Source organism: Castellaniella defragrans (assembly GCF_014203015.1).
Lineage (GTDB): Bacteria > Pseudomonadota > Gammaproteobacteria > Burkholderiales > Burkholderiaceae_B > Castellaniella > Castellaniella defragrans.
In genome coordinates this window covers 136107-155028 of record NZ_JACHIB010000005.1, presented here as the reverse complement: position 1 = coordinate 155028, position 18922 = coordinate 136107, and the positions used below count along the sequence as shown (strand labels likewise).

15 protein-coding genes are annotated in these 18922 nt (G+C 67.2%); 4 read left to right on the top strand and 11 right to left on the bottom strand.

Annotated features, from left to right (window positions below):
* Positions 1–42: 42 nt before the first annotated feature.
* From zapE to HNR28_RS05635, 4 genes are all read right to left on the bottom strand, one after another.
* Complete coding sequence (gene zapE, locus HNR28_RS05650) at positions 43–1134, bottom strand: cell division protein ZapE (protein ID WP_151025557.1); 1092 nt, start codon at positions 1132–1134, stop codon at positions 43–45.
* A gap of 10 nt (positions 1135–1144) precedes the next feature.
* Positions 1145–2572, bottom strand: a complete 1428-nt coding sequence (gene lpdA, locus HNR28_RS05645) for a dihydrolipoyl dehydrogenase (RefSeq protein ID WP_043683609.1) — start codon at positions 2570–2572, stop codon at positions 1145–1147.
* A gap of 118 nt (positions 2573–2690) precedes the next feature.
* Positions 2691–3902, bottom strand: coding sequence for a 2-oxoglutarate dehydrogenase complex dihydrolipoyllysine-residue succinyltransferase (odhB, locus tag HNR28_RS05640; protein ID WP_184142567.1), 1212 nt, complete (start codon positions 3900–3902; stop codon positions 2691–2693).
* A 40-nt stretch (positions 3903–3942) separates the two neighbouring features.
* Positions 3943–6822, bottom strand: a complete 2880-nt coding sequence (locus tag HNR28_RS05635; RefSeq protein WP_151024758.1) for a 2-oxoglutarate dehydrogenase E1 component — start codon at positions 6820–6822, stop codon at positions 3943–3945.
* A gap of 324 nt (positions 6823–7146) precedes the next feature.
* On the opposite strand from HNR28_RS05635, the gene HNR28_RS05630 reads away from it, so the two are divergent.
* Positions 7147–9441: an NADP-dependent malic enzyme gene (locus HNR28_RS05630; RefSeq protein WP_151024757.1), complete on the top strand. Its 2295-nt coding sequence runs from the start codon at positions 7147–7149 to the stop codon at positions 9439–9441.
* 168 nt (positions 9442–9609) lie between these two features.
* On the opposite strand, the gene gltA is transcribed toward HNR28_RS05630, so the two are convergent.
* The 7 genes from gltA to HNR28_RS05595 form a co-directional block, all read right to left on the bottom strand.
* A complete protein-coding gene (gltA, locus tag HNR28_RS05625) occupies positions 9610–10905 on the bottom strand; it encodes a citrate synthase (RefSeq protein WP_043683620.1) in 1296 nt (431 codons plus the stop codon).
* A gap of 19 nt (positions 10906–10924) precedes the next feature.
* Entirely contained in the window at positions 10925–11188 is a 264-nt protein-coding gene (locus tag HNR28_RS05620; protein WP_043683623.1) for an FAD assembly factor SdhE, read from the bottom strand.
* Between the two features lie 8 nt (positions 11189–11196).
* Entirely contained in the window at positions 11197–11913 is a 717-nt protein-coding gene (locus HNR28_RS05615; protein ID WP_043683625.1) for a succinate dehydrogenase iron-sulfur subunit, read from the bottom strand.
* A 13-nt stretch (positions 11914–11926) separates the two neighbouring features.
* Complete coding sequence (gene sdhA, locus HNR28_RS05610; RefSeq protein WP_043683628.1) at positions 11927–13702, bottom strand: succinate dehydrogenase flavoprotein subunit; 1776 nt, start codon at positions 13700–13702, stop codon at positions 11927–11929.
* 1 nt (position 13703) lies between these two features.
* On the bottom strand, positions 13704–14084 hold the full coding sequence (gene sdhD / locus HNR28_RS05605) for a succinate dehydrogenase, hydrophobic membrane anchor protein (RefSeq protein WP_043683631.1): 381 nt from the start codon (positions 14082–14084) through the stop codon (positions 13704–13706).
* Positions 14084–14497, bottom strand: coding sequence for a succinate dehydrogenase, cytochrome b556 subunit (sdhC, locus tag HNR28_RS05600; protein ID WP_043687125.1), 414 nt, complete (start codon positions 14495–14497; stop codon positions 14084–14086). The genes sdhD and sdhC overlap by 1 nt, the downstream gene beginning before the upstream one ends.
* A 66-nt stretch (positions 14498–14563) precedes the next feature.
* Complete coding sequence (locus HNR28_RS05595; protein WP_043683633.1) at positions 14564–15334, bottom strand: GntR family transcriptional regulator; 771 nt, start codon at positions 15332–15334, stop codon at positions 14564–14566.
* A gap of 195 nt (positions 15335–15529) precedes the next feature.
* Here HNR28_RS05595 and HNR28_RS05590 point away from each other — a divergent pair, with 195 nt between their 5' ends.
* From HNR28_RS05590 to prpC, 3 genes are all read left to right on the top strand, one after another.
* Positions 15530–16519 carry a malate dehydrogenase gene (locus tag HNR28_RS05590; RefSeq protein WP_043683636.1) on the top strand — a complete coding sequence of 330 codons (990 nt, stop codon included), beginning with the start codon at positions 15530–15532 and terminating at the stop codon, positions 16517–16519.
* Positions 16520–16710: 191 nt separating this feature from the next.
* Positions 16711–17610, top strand: a complete 900-nt coding sequence (gene prpB / locus HNR28_RS05585; protein ID WP_151024756.1) for a methylisocitrate lyase — start codon at positions 16711–16713, stop codon at positions 17608–17610.
* A 53-nt stretch (positions 17611–17663) separates the two neighbouring features.
* The gene (gene prpC, locus HNR28_RS05580) at positions 17664–18902 is read left to right on the top strand and encodes a bifunctional 2-methylcitrate synthase/citrate synthase (protein ID WP_084330675.1); all 1239 of its coding nucleotides are present in this window, start codon (positions 17664–17666) and stop codon (positions 18900–18902) included.
* Positions 18903–18922: the final 20 nt, after the last annotated feature.

Below are 18922 nucleotides of genomic sequence, written 5' to 3'. Positions count from 1 at the left end.
GGGAATTGCCAGACATTGCCGACGGCGGGGCGCGCCGCGCCCCTACAGGACGACCGAGGCCCGGCGCGTCTCGGCCAGGTATTCGCGCGACTGCATCTCCATCAGGCGCGACACGGTGCGGGAAAACTCGTTCGCCATCGGGCCTTGAGTATATAGCTCATCGGCCGGGCACTGGGCCGACAGGATCAGCTTGACCTTGTGGTCGTACAGCACGTCCACCAGCCAGGTGAAGCGGCGCGCCTCGGAGGCCTGGCGCGGGCTCATGCGCGGCACGTCGGACACGATCACGGTCTGGAAGCGGTCGGCCAGCTCCAGGTAGTCGTTCTGCGAGCGCGGCGTGCCGCACAGCGCCATGAAGTCGAACCAGACCACGGTGCCGGCCAGCGCCACCGCGCGGATCTCGCGGTTCTCGATGGTCAGGACGGGCTTCTGCCCGGCGGTGTCGGCCAGGCGCTCGAAGGCCGAGCGCAGTTCGTCGTGCGTCGCGGCCACGATGGGCGTGATGTAGGTGCGCAGCTGCGCCAGGGTGCGGCGCCGGTAGTCCACGCCCGCGTCCACGTTCAGCACGTCCATCTTTTCCTGGATCAGGGCGATGGCCGGCAGGATGCGGTCGCGGTGCAGGCCGTCCGGGTAGAGCGTGGAGGGCTCGTAGTTCGAGGTCATGACGAAGGAGGTGCCATGCTCGAACAGGCGCAGCAGCAGCCGGTACAGGATCATGGCGTCGGCCACGTCCGACACGTGGAACTCGTCGAAGCAGATCAGGCGGTAGCGCGCGGCGATCCTGCGCGCCACGTGGTCCAGCGGATCGGCCTCGCCGCTGACGGCGCGGATCTCGCGGTGCACCCCGCGCATGAACTCGTGGAAATGCAGGCGCACCTTGCGCTTGACGGGCACGGTCAGGTAGAACGCGTCCATCAGGAAGCTCTTGCCGCGCCCGACGCCGCCCCACAGGTAGACCCCGCGGGGCACGGCCGGGCGCAGGAACAGCTTTTTCAGGCCGTTGGAGCGCTGGCGCTTGAACTCGATCCAGTCGTCATAGTACCGCTGCAGGCGCGCGACCGCCGCGCGCTGGGCCTCGTCGGCGACGAAGCCCCGCTCGCGCAGGGCCTGCGCGTAATACGCGCTGACATCCATCGTCAGCGGCTTACAGGTTCAGCGTGCGCTTGTCGACGGCCAGGGCGGCTTCCTTGACGGCTTCGGACAGGGTCGGGTGCGCATGGCAGATGCGCGCGATGTCCTCGGCGGCGCCGCGGAACTCCATGATGGTCACGGCTTCGGCGATGAGTTCGGAGGCCATCGGGCCGACGATGTGCACCCCCAGGACCTCGTCGGTCTTGGCGTCGGCCAGGATCTTGACGAAGCCGGTGGTGTCGCCCAGCGCGCGGGCACGGCCGTTGGCCATGAAGGGGAAGCTGCCCGCCTTGTAGTCGCGGCCCTCGGCCTTCAGCGCCTGCTCGGTCTTGCCGACCCAGGCGACCTCGGGCGAGGTGTAGATGACCCAGGGAATGGTGTCGAAATTGACGTGCCCGTGCTGGCCGGCGATGCGCTCGGCCACCGCCACGCCCTCTTCCTCGGCCTTGTGCGCCAGCATCGGGCCGCGCACCACGTCGCCCACCGCCCAGACGTTGGCCAGGTTGCTGCGGCAGTCCTCGTCCACGACCACGAAGCCGCGCTCGTCGAGCTTCAGGCCCACCACATCGGCGCCCAGGCCGGCGGTGTTGGGCACGCGGCCGATGGACACGATCAGGTGGTTGACCGACAGCTTCTGCTCGGCGCCGGCCGCGTCCGTGTACTGCACGCTGACGCCCTTGGCGGAGGTCTTGACCTCGCCGATGCGCACGCCGGTCTGGATGTCCAGGCCCTGCTTGGTCAGCGCCTTCTGGGCTTCCTTGGCGACGTCGCGGTCCACCGCGCCGAGGAACTCGGGCAGGGCTTCCAGGATGGTGACCTCGGCGCCCAGGCGGCGCCAGACGCTGCCCATTTCCAGGCCGATGACGCCCGCGCCGACGATGCCGAGCTTCTTGGGCACGGCGGGGATCCGCAGCGCGCCGTCGTTCGACAGGATCAGTTCCTCGTCGAAGGGCACGCCCGGCAGCGCGCGCGCGCTGGAGCCGGTGGCGACGATCACGTGGCGGCCTTCGAGGTCTTCGTCGGTCTTGCCGGAGACCTTCACCGACCAGCCGAAGTCGGTCTTGGCGGCCAGCGAGCCGGTGCCGTGGAAGAACGACACCTTGTTCTTCTTGAAGAGGAACAGGATGCCTTCGTTGTTCTGCCTGACCACCGTGTCCTTGCGGCCGATCAGCTTGGCCAGGTCCAGGCTGACGCCCTTGGCCGTGATGCCGTGCTCGGCGAAGTGGTGGTTGAGCTGCTCGTAGTGCTCGGACGACTGCAGCAGGGCCTTGGACGGGATGCAGCCGACGTTGGTGCAGGTGCCGCCGGGCGCGGGCTTGCCGGCCGGGCTGGTCCAGGCGTCCACGCAGGCCACGGCCAGGCCCAGCTGGGCGGCGCGGATGGCGGCGATATAGCCGCCGGGGCCGGCGCCGATCACGATCACATCGAATTGTTTTGCCATGATGAATTCTCGAATGGGTTGGGGATCCCCTGCATCGGGGGATCCGGCGGGCACGGCTCAGGCGCATGCCCGCCGGGCGCGCCCCGGACGGGCGCGCGAAGCGAAGCACTGTCCGGAATCAGACGCCCAGCAGCAGGCGCTGCGGATCTTCCAGCGCGTCCTTCATGGCCACCAGGGCCAGCACGGCCTCGCGGCCGTCGATGATGCGGTGGTCGTAGGACAGGGCCAGGTAGTTCATCGGACGGATCACGATCTGGCCGTTTTCCACCACCGGGCGGTCCTTGGTGGCGTGGATGCCCAGGATGGCGGACTGCGGCGGATTGATGATCGGGGTGGACAGCATCGAGCCGAACACGCCGCCATTGGAAATGGAGAAGGTGCCGCCGGTCAGTTCGTCGAGCGTGAGCTTGCCGTCCTGCGCGCGCCGGCCGAAGTCGGCGATCTGCTTTTCGATGTCGGCCAGCGAGAGCTGGTCGGCGTTGCGCAGGATGGGCACCACCAGGCCGCGCGGGCTGCCGACCGCCACGCCGATGTCGAAGTAGCCGTGGTAGATGATGTCCTTGCCGTCCACCGAGGCGTTGACGACCGGGTAGCGCTTGAGCGCCGCGACGGCCGCCTTGACGAAGAAGGAGGTGAAGCCGAGCTTGACGCCGTGTTCCTTTTCAAAGAAGTCCTTGTACTTCTTGCGCAGGTCCATGATGGCCTGCATGTTGACCTCGTTGAAGGTCGTCAGGATGGCGTTCTCGGATTGCGACTGGATCAGGCGCTCGGCCACGCGGGCGCGCAGGCGGCTCATGGGCACGCGCTGCTCGGGACGGCCGTCCAGGCCGACCGGCACCGGGGCGGCCGGCGTGGCGGGCGCCGACGGGGCCTGCGGCGCCTGGGGCGCGGCGTTCAGCGCGTCGGCCTTGGTCACGCGGCCGGCGCGGCCCGTGCCCTCGACGGTGGCGGGATCGATGCCTTTTTCGGACAGGATCTTGCCGGCGGCGGGCGAGGCCACGGCGGACTTGGCCGCCGGCTTGGCGGCCTCGGCGGACGCGGCCGGAGCGGGCGCGGGCGCCGCGGCGGCCGGAGCGGCCGCCGCCTTGGCGTCGGTGTCGATGCGGGCCAGGACTTCGCCCGAGGTGACGGTGCTGCCATCGCCCTTGACGATCTCGGAGAGCACGCCCGAGGCCGGCGCCGGGACTTCCAGCACGACCTTGTCGGTTTCGACCTCGATCAGGATCTCGTCGGCCTGCACGGCTTCGCCGGGCTGCTTCTTCCAGTTGAGCAGGGTGGCTTCCGACACCGATTCGGAAAGCTGCGGGACGAGGACTTCGGTAATGGCCATGATGATTCTTCCGTTTTGTCTGTATTTGAAGGAGGTCGGATTACTTGATCAGCGAGAAGCTCTTGAGCTTGGGCGAAAAGGCCTGCTCGATCAGGGCGCGCTGCTGCTCCTGGTGCTTGGCCAGGTAACCCACGGCGGGCGAGGCCGAGGCCGGGCGGCCGGCGTAGCCGAGCTTCTGGCCGTCGCTCATGTTCTCGTACAGGTGGTGCTGCACGTAGAACCACGGCCCCTGGTTCTGCGGCTCGTCCTGGACCCAGACCAGCTCCTTGGCGTTGGGATATTTCTGCAGTTCGGCCTGGAAGGACTTGTGGGCGAAGGGATAGAGCTGCTCGATGCGCAGGATGGCCACGTCCTTGCGGCCCTGTTCGGCCCGCGCGTGGACCAGGTCGTAGTAGACCTTGCCGGAGCACACCTGCACGCGCTTCACGTCGGCCGGCACGATCTCCGCGTCGGTCTCGCCGATCACGGGCTGGAAGGTGCCGGTGGCCAGGTCCTCCAGGGGCGAGGTGGCGTTCTTGTTGCGCAGCAGCGACTTGGGCGTGAAGAGGACCAGCGGCTTGCGGAAGGGCCGGATCATCTGGCGGCGCAGCACGTGGAAGATCTGCGCGCCGGTGGTCGGCTGCACGGCCTGGATGTTGTTGTCCGCGCACAGCTGCAGGAAGCGCTCGATGCGCGCCGAGGAGTGCTCGGGACCCTGGCCTTCGTAGCCGTGCGGCAGCATCAGCACCAGGCCGCACTGGCGGCCCCACTTGGCCTCGCCGGAGGTGATGAACTGGTCGATCACGACCTGGGCGCCGTTGGCGAAGTCGCCGAACTGGGCTTCCCAGATGGTCAGCACGTTGGGCTCGGCGGTGGCGTAGCCGTATTCAAAGCCCAGCACCGCGGCTTCGGACAGCACGGAGTCGATCACCGTGAACGGCGCCTGGTTCTCGGAGACGTTCTGCAGCGGCACGTAGGTGCCGTCGTCCCAGCGCTCGCGCTTCTGGTCGTGCAGCACGGCGTGGCGGTGGGTGAAGGTGCCGCGGCCGGAATCCTGGCCGGTGATGCGGATGGCGTAGCCGTTGGCCACCAGGGTGGCGAAGGCCAGGTGCTCGCCCATGCCCCAGTCCACGGGATGCTCGCCGCGCGCCATGGCCAGGCGGTCGGCCAGCAGCTTCTTGACCAGCGGATGCACGGTGAAGCCGTCCGGCACCTGGGTGAGCCGTTCGCCGATGCGGGTCAGTTCGGCCAGGGGCACGCCGGTGTCGGCGTGGTCCGTCCATTTGGCGCCCAGGAACGGCGACCAGTCGGTGGAATACTTGTTCTTGTAGTCGGTCAGCACCGGCTCGACCGTGCGCTGGCCGTCTTCCATGAGCTGGCGGTAGTCCTTGACCATCTGGTCGGGCTCGTCCTCGGCCAGCACGCCCTGCGCCACCAGGCGGTCGGCGTAGAGCTTGCGCGTGCCGGGGTGCGTGCCGATGCTCTTGTACATCAGCGGCTGGGTCAGGGACGGCGTGTCCTGCTCGTTGTGGCCCAGCTTGCGGAAGCAGACGATGTCCACGACCACGTCGTGCTTGAACTGCTGGCGGTAGTCCAGGGCCAGGCGGGTGACGAAGACCACGGCCTCGGGATCGTCGCCGTTGACGTGGAAGACGGGGGCCTCGATCATCTTGACCACGTCCGTGCAGTACAGCGTGGAGCGCGTGTCGCGCGGGTCCGAGGTCGTGAAGCCGATCTGGTTGTTGATGACGATGTGCAGCGTGCCGCCCGTGCCGTAGCCGCGCGTCTGGGCCAGGTTCAGGGTTTCCATCACCACGCCCTGGCCGGCGAAGGCCGCGTCGCCGTGCACCAGCACCGGCAGGACCTGGTCGCCGGCCGCGTCGCCGCGGCGGTCCTGGCGGGCGCGCACGCTGCCTTCGACCACCGGGTTGACGATTTCCAGGTGCGAGGGGTTGAAGGCCAGCGACAGGTGGACCGGGCCGCCGCGCGTGGACAGGTCGCTGGAGAAGCCGTTGTGGTACTTGACGTCGCCGTCGCTCAGGGACTGGGCGTGCTTGCCCTCGAATTCGGCGAACAGGTCGCCGGGCATCTTGCCCATGATGTTGACCAGCATGTTCAGGCGGCCGCGGTGGGCCATGCCCACGACGATTTCCTGGACGCCGTTCTCGCCGGCGTGGTTCACGACCTCGTCCATCGAGGCGATGAAGCTCTCGCCGCCTTCCAGGGAGAAGCGCTTCTGGCCGACGTACTTGGTGTGCAGGAAGCGTTCCAGGCCTTCGGCCTCGGTCACCTGGCGCAGGATGTTGCGCTTTTCGTCGACGGAGAGCTCGGGCACGCCCAGCGTGGATTCCAGGCGCTCCTGGATCCAGCGCTTGACCGCCGGATCGGAGATGTGCATGAATTCGGCGCCGACGTTGCGGCAGTACGTGTCACGCAGGGCCTTGAGGATGTCCCGCATGGTCATCGTGTCGGCCTTGGTGAAATACGTGTTCGTGGCCGAATAAATCTGGTCGAGGTCGGCCTCGGACAGGCCGTAGAAGGCGGGATCCAGTTCCGGGATTTCCGGACGGTCGCGGCGCTTCAGGGGGTCGAGCTGGGCGATGCGCGAGCCCAGCGAGCGGTAGGCGGCGATGATCGACTGGACGTAGACCTGCTTGCTGGCGATGGCCAGGGACTGGTCGGAGGCCTGCGCGGGGCGGATCTGGAAGGCGTTCTCGCGGGCGCGCTGGGCGAAGGAGGCGACGATCGGGGCGTGGGCCTGGTCGCGGGTGGCTTCGCGGCCATCGGCGGCGGGCTGGTGCTGCAGCTGATCGAAGTAGGAACGCCACTGGTCCGGAACGGAACCCGGGTTGTCTAGATAGGCTTCGTAGAGGTCTTCTACGTAGGGCGCATTGGCGCCGAACAAATAGGAATTGGACTGGAGTTCTTGTTCCGTGGACATTGTGCGCTTCACCTGACGGGTGCTTCACCCGAACGATGCAGATTGAAAAACCTTCCGCGACTCGGCCAGACCGATGGGCGGATAGCAGGGGCAGAAGGCAGTGGTACGACGCCTTGCATAAGCCGTATTAAGGCCAGAGTATACCCGCCCCACGACACGGGTTTAAACTGGTCGGCCGAAAACGCCCGTTCCAGGCCGCTTTTCGCCCGGCTGGCGTTGGGATTAACAAACACTCCGGCGGCCCGGCGGCGAAAATCCGATGCGGGCGAATCATTCCCTCACCGACACGAACGATATAAAAACCTCGCAGGAGCACAGGCACCCATGGACCTGAAGAACGACCGCGCCAAGATGGCGCTCGACTACCACGCCTACCCCACGCCCGGGAAGATCTCCGTGGTCCCGACCAAGCCGCTGGCCAACCAGGACGACCTGAGCCTGGCCTATTCCCCCGGCGTGGCGGCGGCCAGCATGGCCATCCACGCCGAGGGCGAGGCGGCCGCGGCGAAATACACCTCGCGCGCCAACCTGGTGGGCGTGGTCACCAACGGCACCGCCGTGCTCGGCCTGGGCAACATCGGCCCGCTGGCGGCCAAGCCCGTGATGGAGGGCAAGGGCTGCCTGTTCAAGAAATTCGCCGGCATCGACGTCTTCGACATCGAGCTGAACGAGCGCGACCCGGACAAGCTGGTGGACATCATCGCCGCGCTGGAGCCCACCCTGGGCGGGGTCAACCTCGAGGACATCAAGGCGCCGGAATGCTTCTACATCGAAAAGAAGCTGCGCGAGCGCATGAAGATCCCCGTCTTCCACGACGACCAGCACGGCACCGCCATCATCTCCTCGGCCGCCGTCCTGAACGGCCTGAAGGTCGTGGGCAAGGACATCGGCCGCATCAAGCTGGTGTGCTCGGGCGCGGGCGCGGCCGCCATCGCCTGCCTGGACCTGATGGTCAAGCTCGGCGTCTCGCAGGAAAACGTCTACGTGGTCGATTCGCGCGGCGTGATCTGGGAAGGCCGCGACGAGCAGATGGAGCCCAACAAGGCCCGCTACGCCCAGAAGACCGACGCCCGCACCCTGGCCGACGTCTGCAAGGGCGCCGACGTGTTCCTCGGCTGCTCGGCCCCCGGCGTGCTGACCCAGGACATGGTGCGCACCATGGCCGACCGCCCGCTGATCCTGGCCCTGGCCAACCCCGATCCCGAGATCCGCCCCGAGGACGCCAAGGCCGCCCGTCCCGACTGCATCATCGCCACCGGCCGTTCGGACTACCCGAACCAGGTCAACAACGTGCTGTGCTTCCCCTTCATCTTCCGCGGCGCGATGGACTGCGGCGCCACCGTCATCAACGAGGAGATGAAGCTCGCCTGCGTCAAGGCCATCGCCGATCTGGCCCAGGCCGAGAGCAGCGCCGAGGTCGCCGGCGCCTACGCCGACCAGGACCTGTCCTTCGGCCCGGAATACATCATTCCCAAGCCCTTCGACCCGCGCCTGATCGTGCAGATCGCGCCGGCCATCGCCGAGGCGGCGGCGGCCTCCGGCGTGGCGCGCCGCCCCATCGAGGACATGGACGCCTACCGCCAGTCCCTGATGAGCATCGTCTACCACTCCGGCCAGCTGATGCGCCCGCTGTTCCGCCAGGCCAAGTCCGCGCCCAAGCGCGTGATCTACGCCGACGGCGAGGACGAGCGCGTGCTGCGCGCCGCCCAGACGGCGCTGGACGAGAAGATCGCCTTCCCGATCCTGATCGGCCGCCCGGCCGTGATCGACATGCGCATCCAGAAGTTCGGCCTGCGCCTGGTGCCCGGCGAGAACGTCGAGATCGTCAACCCCGAGGACGACTCGCGCTTCAACGAGACCTGGAGCGCCTACTACAAGCTGCGCGGGCGCGACGGCGTCACGCCCGACATCGCCAAGGCCATGGTGCGCAAGCACAACTCGCTGATCGGGGTGATGCTGCTGCAGCGCGGCGACGCCGACGCCATGCTCTGCGGGGTGGCCAGCCGCTTCGACAACCAGCTGAAATACGTCGAGGAAATCATCGGCCTCAAGCCCACGGCCCGCACCTACGCGGCCATGAACGTGCTGATGCTGCCGACCCAGACCCTGTTCATCTGCGACACGCACGTCAACGAGGACCCCACCGCCGAGCAGATCGCCGACATGACCATCCTGGCCGCCGAGGAAGTCCGCCGCTTCGGCATCGTGCCCAAGATCGCCCTGCTCTCGCACTCCAACTTCGGCAGCCGCCCCACGGCCTCGTCGCGCAAGATGGCCGAGGCCCGGCGCCTGATCGCGCAGCGCGCGCCCGAGCTGGAAGTCGACGGCGAGATGCACGCGGACTCGGCCCTGTCCGAGACCATCCGCGTCAAGGCCTATCCCGACACCACCCTGAAGGGGCCGGCCAACCTGCTGATCACGCCCAATCTGGATGCCGGCAACATCACCTACAACATGCTGAAGATGACCGGCAGCCACGGCGTGGCCATGGGCCCGGTGCTGCTGGGCGCCGCGCGCCCGGTGCACATCCTGACCACCAGCTCCACGGTGCGCCGGATCGTCAACATGACGGCCCTGGCCGTGGTGGACGCCCAGCAGGAGGCGGGCGAGACCGTCTGATCGAAGGCCCCGGCCGTCCGGGCCGGGAAGTCGTCCGGGCCGGGAAGTCGTCCGTCCGGAAGTTCGGAAGATCTCCGCCGGGCCGCCCGCGCGGCGGGGCCGGACAGGAAAAACGGGCCTTGCGGCCCGTTTTCATTGCTGCGGCGAAACGGAAGGGAAACGGAAGGATTACTTCACGTCGCGCACCGCGGCGCCGGTGTACAGCTGGCGCGGACGGCCGATCTTGTAGTTGGGATCGGACAGCATCTCGTTCCACTGGGCGATCCAGCCCACCGTGCGGGCCAGGGCGAAGATCGCCGTGAACAGCGAGGTGGGGATGCCGATGGCGCGCTGCACGATGCCCGAATAGAAGTCCACGTTCGGGTAGAGCTTGCGTTCCACGAAGTACGGGTCTTCCAGGGCGATGCGTTCCAGTTCCATGGCCAGCTTGAACAGCGGGTCGTTGTGCAGGCCCAGGGAATCCAGGACTTCGCGGCAGGTTTCCTGCATCAGCTTGGCGCGCGGGTCGTAGTTCTTGTAGACCCGGTGGCCGAAGCCCATCAGGCGCACGCCGGAGTTCTTGTCCTTGACCTTTTCCATGAACTCGCCGACCTTGGCCACGCCGCCCTGGGCCTGGATGCTTTCCAGCATGTTCAGGCAGGCCTCGTTGGCGCCGCCGTGCGCCGGACCCCACAGGCAGGCCACGCCGGCCGCGATGGCGGCGAACGGGTTGGTGCCCGAGGAGCCGCACAGGCGCACGGTGGAGGTGGAGGCGTTCTGCTCGTGGTCGGCGTGCAGGATGAAGATGCGGTCCAGCGCGCGTTCGACCACGTCGTTGACCTGGTAGTCGTCGCAGGGCGTGGCGAACATCATGCGCAGGAAGTTGCCCGTGTAGGACAGGTCGTTCTTCGGGTAGATGATGGGCTGGCCCAGCGAGTGCTTGTACGCCATGGCGACCAGGGTCGGCATCTTGGCGATCAGGCGGATCGCGGAGACCTCGCGGTGGTGCGGGTTGGTGATGTCGGTGGAGTCGTGGTAGAAGGCCGACAGCGCGCCCACCAGGCCCGTCAGCACCGCCATGGGGTGCGCGTCGCGGCGGAAGCCCTGCAGGAAGGTGTGCATCTGCTCGTGCACCAGGGTGTGGTGCGTGACGATGTCGTCGAATTCCTTCTTCTGGTCGGCCGTCGGCAGCTCGCCGTTCATGATCAGGTAGGCCACCGACAGGAAGTCGCAGCTCGTCGCCAACTGGTCGATCGGGTAGCCGCGGTACAGCAGCTGGCCCTTGTCGCCGTCGATGTAGGTGATGGCGGATTCGCAGGAAGCCGTCGCCATGAAGCCGGGGTCGTAGGTGAACATCCCGGTCTGGCCGTACAGCTTGCGGATGTCGATCACATCCGGGCCGACCGTGCCCTGGTAGACGGGGAATTCGACCGAGGGGCTGCCGTCGGAGAACGATAGCGTGGCTTTTTTATCGGATAGCTGCATGTGAATCTTCCTTTAAGTATTACATCGCTTTCATCTGCTCGACGAGCCGGCGGATGTCGGGGTCGTCGTAGGAGCCGGACAGGTCCACGCGTCCCAGCAGCACATCGAGCAATTCGTTGTCGCCCATTTCAAAAAGCCGCGTCAGTGCCCGGACGTCGGTCTCGGTCAGCCGCGCTTCGTGGGCGTCCAGGAAGCGCGTGATGATGAGATCGTTCTCGAGCAGGCCGCGGCGCGCCCGCCAGCGCAGGCGGGCGCGGTCCAGGACGGACAGGTCGCCAGACATGACCGTTCCTAGACCGTGCGGCGCACGAGCATTTCCTTGATCTTGCCGATCGCGGCCGACGGGTTCAGCCCCTTGGGGCAGACGTCCGTGCAGTTCATGATCGTGTGGCAGCGGAACAGGCGATAGGGATCTTCCAGGTTGTCCAGGCGCTCGCCGGTGGCCTCGTCGCGCGAATCGGCGATGAAGCGGTAGGCCTGCAGCAGGCCGGCCGGGCCGACGAACTTGTCCGGATTCCACCAGAAGGACGGACAGGCGGTCGAGCAGCAGCCGCACAGGATGCACTCGTACAGGCCGTTCAGTTCCTCGCGTTCCTCGGGCGACTGCAGGCGTTCCTTTTCGGGGGGCGGCGTGTCGTTGATGAGGTAGGGCTTGATCGAATGGTACTGGTCGAAGAAGAAGGTCATGTCCACGATCAGGTCGCGCACCACGGGCAGGCCGGGCAGCGGCTTGAGGACGATGGGTTCCTTCAGCGTCAGCAGGTTGGTCGTGCAGGCCAGGCCGTTCCTGCCGTTGATGTTCATGGCGTCGGACCCGCACACGCCCTCGCGGCAGGACCGGCGCAGGGCCAGGCTGTCGTCGAGCTCGTTCTTGATGCGCAGGATCGCGTCCAGCAGCATCTTGTCGGTCGGCTGCAGCTCGACCTCGAACTTCTGCATGTACGGCCGCTCGTCCTTGTCCGGATCGTAGCGGTAGATCTCGAATTTCACGATGCGTTTTTCACTCATGACGATGTCCAGATTAGAAGGTGCGCGGCTTGGGCGGGATGCTTTCCATGGTCAGGGGCTGCATGCGCACCGGGGTGTATTCGAGGCGGTCGTCTTCGGCGAACCACAGGGTGTGCTTGAGCCAGTTCACGTCGTCGCGTTCCGGGTATTCCTCGAGCGCATGGGCGCCGCGCGATTCCAGCCGGTTGGCCGCCGACTTGGTGGTGGCGCGGGCGACCTCGATCATGTTGGCCACTTCCAGGGCCTCGATGCGGGCGGTGTTGAAGACCTTGGACTTGTCCGAGAAATAGATGTCCTGCACTTCCGGCACCAGGCCGGCGATGACTTCCGCGCCTTCCTTGAGCAGGTCGAGCTTGCGGAACACGCCGCAATGGGCCTGCATGGCCACGCGGATCTTGTTGGCCACGTCCTGCGCCTTCTCGCCCGAGGTGCGGGATTCCAGGCGGTTGACGCGGTCCAGGGAAGCGTCGATGTCGGTGTCCGGCAGCACCTTGTGGCTGTGCTCGCGTTCCGGGTGCTGGGAGACGATGAAGTTGCCCGCCGAGCGGCCGAACACGATCAGGTCCAGCAGGGAATTGGTGCCCAGGCGGTTGGCGCCGTGGACCGAGGTGGCCGCGCATTCGCCGATCGCGTACAGGCCGTTGACGATCTTTTCCTGGCCGTTGACGCGCGTGACGACCTGGCCGTGGTAGTTGGCCGGGATGCCGCCCATCTGGTAGTGGATCGTCGGCACGACCGGGATCGGGTCCTTGATCGGGTCGATGTTGGCGAACTTGATGGCGATCTCGCGGATCGAGGGCAGGCGCTTGGTGATGGTTTCCGCGCCCAGGTGGTCGAGCTTGAGCAGCACGTAGCTGCCGTCGCCGCAGCCGCGGCCTTCCTTGATTTCCTGGTCCATCGAGCGCGACACGAAGTCGCGCGGAGCCAGGTCCTTGAGCTGGGGCGCGTAGCGTTCCATGAAGCGCTCGCCGTCCTTGTTCAGCAGGAAGCCGCCTTCGCCGCGCACGCCCTCGGTGATCAGCACGCCCGCGCCGGCCACGCCGGTGGGGTGGAACTGCCAGAACTCCATGTCCTGCAGCGGGATGCCCGCGCGCGCGGCCATGCCCAGGCCGTCGCCGGTGTTGATGAAGGCGTTGGTGGTGGCGGCCCAGATCCGGCCGGCGCCGCCGGTGGCCAGCACGGTGTGCTTGGCTTCCAGGACGTAGATCTCGCCGGTTTCCATTTCCATCGCGGTCACGCCCAGCACGTCGCCGTCGTTGTTGCGCAGCAGGTCGAGCGCCATCCATTCGACGAAGAACTGCGTGCGGGCGGCGACGTTGCGCTGGTAGAGCGTGTGCAGCATCGCGTGGCCGGTGCGGTCGGCCGCGGCACAGGCGCGCTGGACGGGCTTTTCGCCGAAGTGCGAGGTGTGGCCGCCGAACGGGCGCTGATAGATGGTGCCGTCCGGGTTGCGGTCGAAGGGCATGCCGAAGTGTTCGAGCTCGTACACGGCGTTGGGCGCTTCGCGGACCATGAATTCGATCGCGTCCTGGTCGCCGAGCCAGTCGGAGCCCTTGACGGTGTCGTACATGTGCCATTGCCAGTGGTCTTCGCTCATGTTGCCCAGCGAGGCGCTGACGCCGCCCTGGGCGGCCACGGTGTGCGAGCGCGTGGGGAAGACCTTGGTGAGCACGGCCACGGACAGGCCGGCCTGGGCCAGCTGCAGCGAACAACGCAGGCCGGCGCCGCCGGCACCGACGACCACCACATCGAACTGGCGGCGCGGAAGGGATTTTTTGACAGCGGCCACGTTATAGACTCCAGAGAATTTGACCGAAGAAGACCACCGCGGCCACCAGCCAGAGGATGGTCAGGACCTGCAGAAACAGGCGCAGGCCGTCGGAATGGGCGTAATCCATCCAGATGTCGCGCACGCCGACCCAGGCGTGCCAGGCGAGCGACAGGAAGGCCAGCGTGGCGAGCAGCTGCCCGACCGGCAGCGTGCCGACGGTGAAGGCGAAGAAGGCGCGCCAGGACTCGAAATCCAGGCTGGGGACCAGGACGGCGTACAGGACCAGGACCAGGGTGTAGACCGCCATGATGACGGCGGTGGCGCGCTGGACGATGAAATCGCGCGTGCCATAGTGCGCGCCCACGACCAGGCGCTTGCGACCGATGCGTTCTTGAGCCATTACCATGCTCCAAAGAGTTTCAGACCGAAGATCACGGTCAGGGCCAGGGCCACGCCGATCACCAGGGCGCCGGAGCGCTGCGAGGGCTCGCGCGCATTGCCGACGTGCAGGTCCAGCGTCAGGTAGCGGATCCCGGCGCAGAAATGGTGGAAGTAGCCCCACATCAGCACCAGCAGCACGATCTTACAGGCCGGGCTCGCCACCCATTCCTTCATGGCGGCGAAGGTCTCGGGCGACTGCACGCTTTGCGCGAACAGCGGCACGATCACCAGCGGCAGCGCCAGGAACAGCAGCGCGCCGCTGATCCGGTGCATGATGGACGCTTTGGCAGCCGGGGGCAGCCGGTAACTCATGAGGTCGGTCAACCCCAGGTTACGGAACTGCGGGCGCGGCTTTGTGGCTGATTCAGACATGATGGCCTCGTAGTTGGAAAATGGAAGGAATTCTGGACTCAACCGGCATTTTCGCCGATCCGCGGGTCAATTCAAACTGTTCCGGTAATGGTACCGCTCCGTGACGTAATGGCCGCGGCGCAATTCCATGGGGCGGTCGCCGTAGGTGTAGGCGATGCGCTCAACCTGCAGCAGCGGGCTGCCGGGCGGGATCCGCAGCAGTTCGGCCTGGACGTCGGTCGCGGCCACGGCGCGGAGCTTTTCCTCGGCGCGCACCATGCTGACGCCGAATTCCGTTTCAAACAGGGCGTACACGGGGCCGCGGTAGCGCAGCAGCGATTCCAGGGTCAGGCCCTTGAAGATGCTGCCCGGCAGCCAGATGTCGTCGAGGATGGTGGGCACGTCGTCGAAGGACAGCACGCGGCGCATGTTCACGACCGCGTCGCCGGCGCGTAGGTCCAGGGCGGCGGCGATCTCGGCCGAGGCCTTGGCGCGGCGGCAGTCGAGGATCTGGCTGCTGGACACGCCGGTGCGGCCGTCGTCGGGCGCCAGGCGCAGAAAGCGGTAGCGCACCTTGGCCTCGTTGTGCGTGGCCACGAAGGTGCCCTTGCCCTGGCGGCGGATGAGCAGGTTTTCGGCGGCCAGTTCGTCGATGGCCTTGCGCACGGTGCCCTGGCTGACCTGGAAGCGGGCCGCCAGTTCGAGTTCGCTGGGGATGGATTCGCCCGGCTTCCATTCGCCCCGGTCCAGGCCCTGCAGGATCAGACCCTTGATCTGCTGGTACAGAGGACTGAACGCGGCGCTGTGGGGCGCGCGGCTCGGCGTCTGCGGGCGATCGATCGGGGGGGAATCGGACATGTCGGTCAGGGGTGCTGCGGGGCGGCCGTGCTACGGGATGAAACAACGCATTTTCGCACTTCCGGGGCCGGATGTCTAATACTCTTCTGTCTTATATAAGATATAAGACCCTTGACGCTGGCCGATGAAATACACTACTCTTTTCGGCGATTTCGCATACCACCGGATATCCTCTCACCCTATCGGAGAATCACCATGTCCAAACCCGCCATGCGCGTCGCGGTCACCGGCGCCGCCGGCCAGATCGGCTATGCCCTGCTGTTCCGCATCGCCTCGGGCGAAATGCTCGGCAAGGACCAGCCCGTCATCCTGCAGCTGCTCGAGATCCCCGACGAAAAGGCCCAGAAGGCCCTGCAGGGCGTGATGATGGAGCTGGAAGACTGCGCCTTCCCCCTGCTGGCCGGCATGAGCGCCCACAGCGACCCGCGCACCGCCTTCAAGGACGCGGACGTCGCCCTGCTGGTCGGCGCCCGTCCGCGCGGCCCCGGCATGGAGCGCAAGGACCTGCTGCACGTCAACGCGCAGATCTTCACCGCCCAGGGCAAGGCCCTGAACGAAGTCGCCAGCCGCGACGTCAAGGTGCTGGTGGTCGGCAACCCGGCCAACACCAATGCCTACATCGCCATGAAGTCCGCCCCGGACCTGCCGGCCAGGAACTTCACCGCCATGCTGCGCCTGGACCACAACCGCGCGCTGTCGCAGATCGCCACGAAGACCGGCAAGGCCGTGGCCGACATCGAGAAGCTCATCGTGTGGGGCAACCACTCGCCCACCATGTACCCGGACACGCGCTTCGCCACCATCGGCGGCCAGTCCGTCCAGGCCCTGGTCAACGACGACGCCTGGATCCGCGACACCTTCATCCCCACCGTGGGCAAGCGCGGCGCGGCCATCATCGCCGCGCGCGGCCTGTCCTCGGCCGCCTCGGCCGCCAACGCCGCCATCGACCACATCCGCGACTGGGTGCTGGGCTCCAACGGCAAGTGGGTCACCATGGGCGTGCCCTCCGACGGCTCCTACGGCATCCCCGAAGGCATCATCTACGGCGTGCCGGTCACCACGGCCAATGGCGAATACACCCGCGTCGCCGGCCTGGAGATCGACGCCTTCTCGCGCGAGCGCATGGACTTCACCCTGAACGAACTGCTCGAAGAGCGCGACGGCATCGCCGAACTGCTGAAGTAAGCCCCCCGGCGGCGGGTACGCGGCCGCGAGGCCGCCGCGCCCGCCGCCGAATGTCCGGCCGATGACAGACAGCCCGGCCCGCCGTGGCCAGAATGCCCCTGCCATCGACTGGTACCGCGCCCCGCGTCCGGGGCGCATGCTGCCGCGAATCCGGGCACGCCGGGCGCCGGCGGCCCACCGGAGCGTCCATCATGACCCGTCCCGCCTCCCCCGGCGCCCTGCTGCGCCAGGCGCTGACCGAAGAATCCCCCCTGCAGATCGTGGGGACCATCAACGCCAATCACGCCCTGCTGGCCCAGCGCGCCGGCTACCGCGCCATCTACGTGTCGGGCGGCGGCGTGGCCGCCGGCTCGCTCGGCCTGCCCGACCTCGGCATCAACACGCTCGACGACGTCCTGACCGACGTGCGCCGCATCACCGACGTCTGCGACCTGCCGCTGCTGGTGGACATCGACACCGGCTTCGGGCCCTCGGCCTTCAACATCGCCCGCACCGTCAAGTCCCTGATCAAGTCCGGCGCCGCCGGCTGCCACATCGAGGACCAGGTCGGCGCCAAGCGCTGCGGCCACCGGCCCGGCAAGGAAATCGTCAGCACCGAGGAAATGGCCGACCGCGTCAAGGCCGCCGTCGATGCCCGCACCGACACCGATTTCTACGTCATCGCGCGCACCGACGCGATCGCCGTCAGCGGCGTGGACGCGGCCCTGGAGCGCGCGCACGCCTGCGTCGAGGCCGGCGCCGACGCGATCTTCGCGGAGGCGTCCTACGACCTGGACACCTACCGCAGGTTCTCCGACAGCCTGGGCGTCCCCCTGCTGGCCAACATCACCGAATTCGGCAAGACGCCGCTGTTCACGGTCGACGAGCTCAGGAGCGCGGGCGTGGGCATCGTGCTCTACCCCCTGTCGGCCTTCCGCGCCATGAACAAGGCCGCCGAGGCCGTCTACCAGGCCATCCGCCGCGACGGCCACCAGCACCAGGTGCTCGACCTGATGCAGACGCGCGAGGAGCTCTACGACCGGATCGGCTACCACCGCTACGAAGAGCAGCTCGACGCCCTGTTCCAGCAGGGCAAGAACAAGGCGTCCTGACCCGGACCCGACCCCGAACCGAATTTCGTCACACCCGCTCAAGGAGACTCCCGATGGCGACCAAGAACACCCCCGCAGCCCGGAAAACCCCCGCCCGCAAGGCCGCCGCGCCCCAGGTGCCCGCCGTCCAGGCGGACGCGCCCGCCGCCGCGCCCGCCGGCCCCAAGCCCAAGAAATCCGTGGCCCTGTCGGGCATCGTCGCCGGCAACACCGCGCTGTGCACGGTGGGCCGCAGCGGCAACGACCTGCACTACCGCGGCTACGACATCCTGGACATCGCCGACACCTGCGAATTCGAGGAAGTCGCCCACCTGCTGATCCACGGCAAGCTGCCGACCCCGGCCGAGCTCAAGGCCTACAAGGAAAAGCTGCGCCGCCTGCGCGGCCTGCCGGTGCAGGTGCAGATCGCCCTGGAGGCCCTGCCCGCCGCGAGCCACCCCATGGACGTCATGCGCACGGCCGCCTCGGTGCTGGGCTGCGTGCTGCCCGAAAAGGACGACCACAACCTGCCCGACGCGCGCGACATCGCCGACCGCCTGATGGCCAGCCTGGGCTCGGCGCTGCTCTACTGGTACCACTACAGCCACAACGGCCGGCAGATCGACGTCGAGACCGACGACGACAGCATCGGCGGCCATTTCCTGCACCTGCTGCACGGCGAGACGCCGTCCGACGAATGGGTCCGCGCGATGCACACCTCGCTGATCCTGTATGCGGAACACGAATTCAACGCCTCCACCTTCACCGGCCGCGTGATCGCCGGCACGGGCTCGGACATGTACTCGGCCATCACCGGCGCCATCGGCGCGCTGCGCGGCCCCAAGCACGGCGGCGCCAACGAGGTCGCCTTCGAGATCCAGAAACGCTACGACACCCCCGACGAGGCCGAGGCCGACATCCGCCGCCGCGTCGAGGCCAAGGAAGTCGTGATCGGCTTCGGCCACCCGGTCTACACCGTGTCCGACCCGCGCAACCAGGTCATCAAGGCCGTCGCCAAGCGCCTGTCCAAGTCCGCCGGCTCGACGAAGATGTTCGACATCGCCGAGCGCCTGGAATCCGTGATGTGGGACGCCAAGAAGATGTTCCCCAACCTGGACTGGTTCTCGGCCGTGTCCTACCACATGATGGGCGTACCCACCGCCATGTTCACCCCCCTGTTCGTGATCGCCCGCACGGCCGGCTGGTCGGCGCACATCATCGAGCAGCGCATCGACAACAAGATCATCCGCCCGACGGCCAACTACGTCGGCCCGGAAGACCGCAAGTTCGTCCCCCTGGCCAAGCGCAAGTAAACCGCACTTCTCTTCAGGAA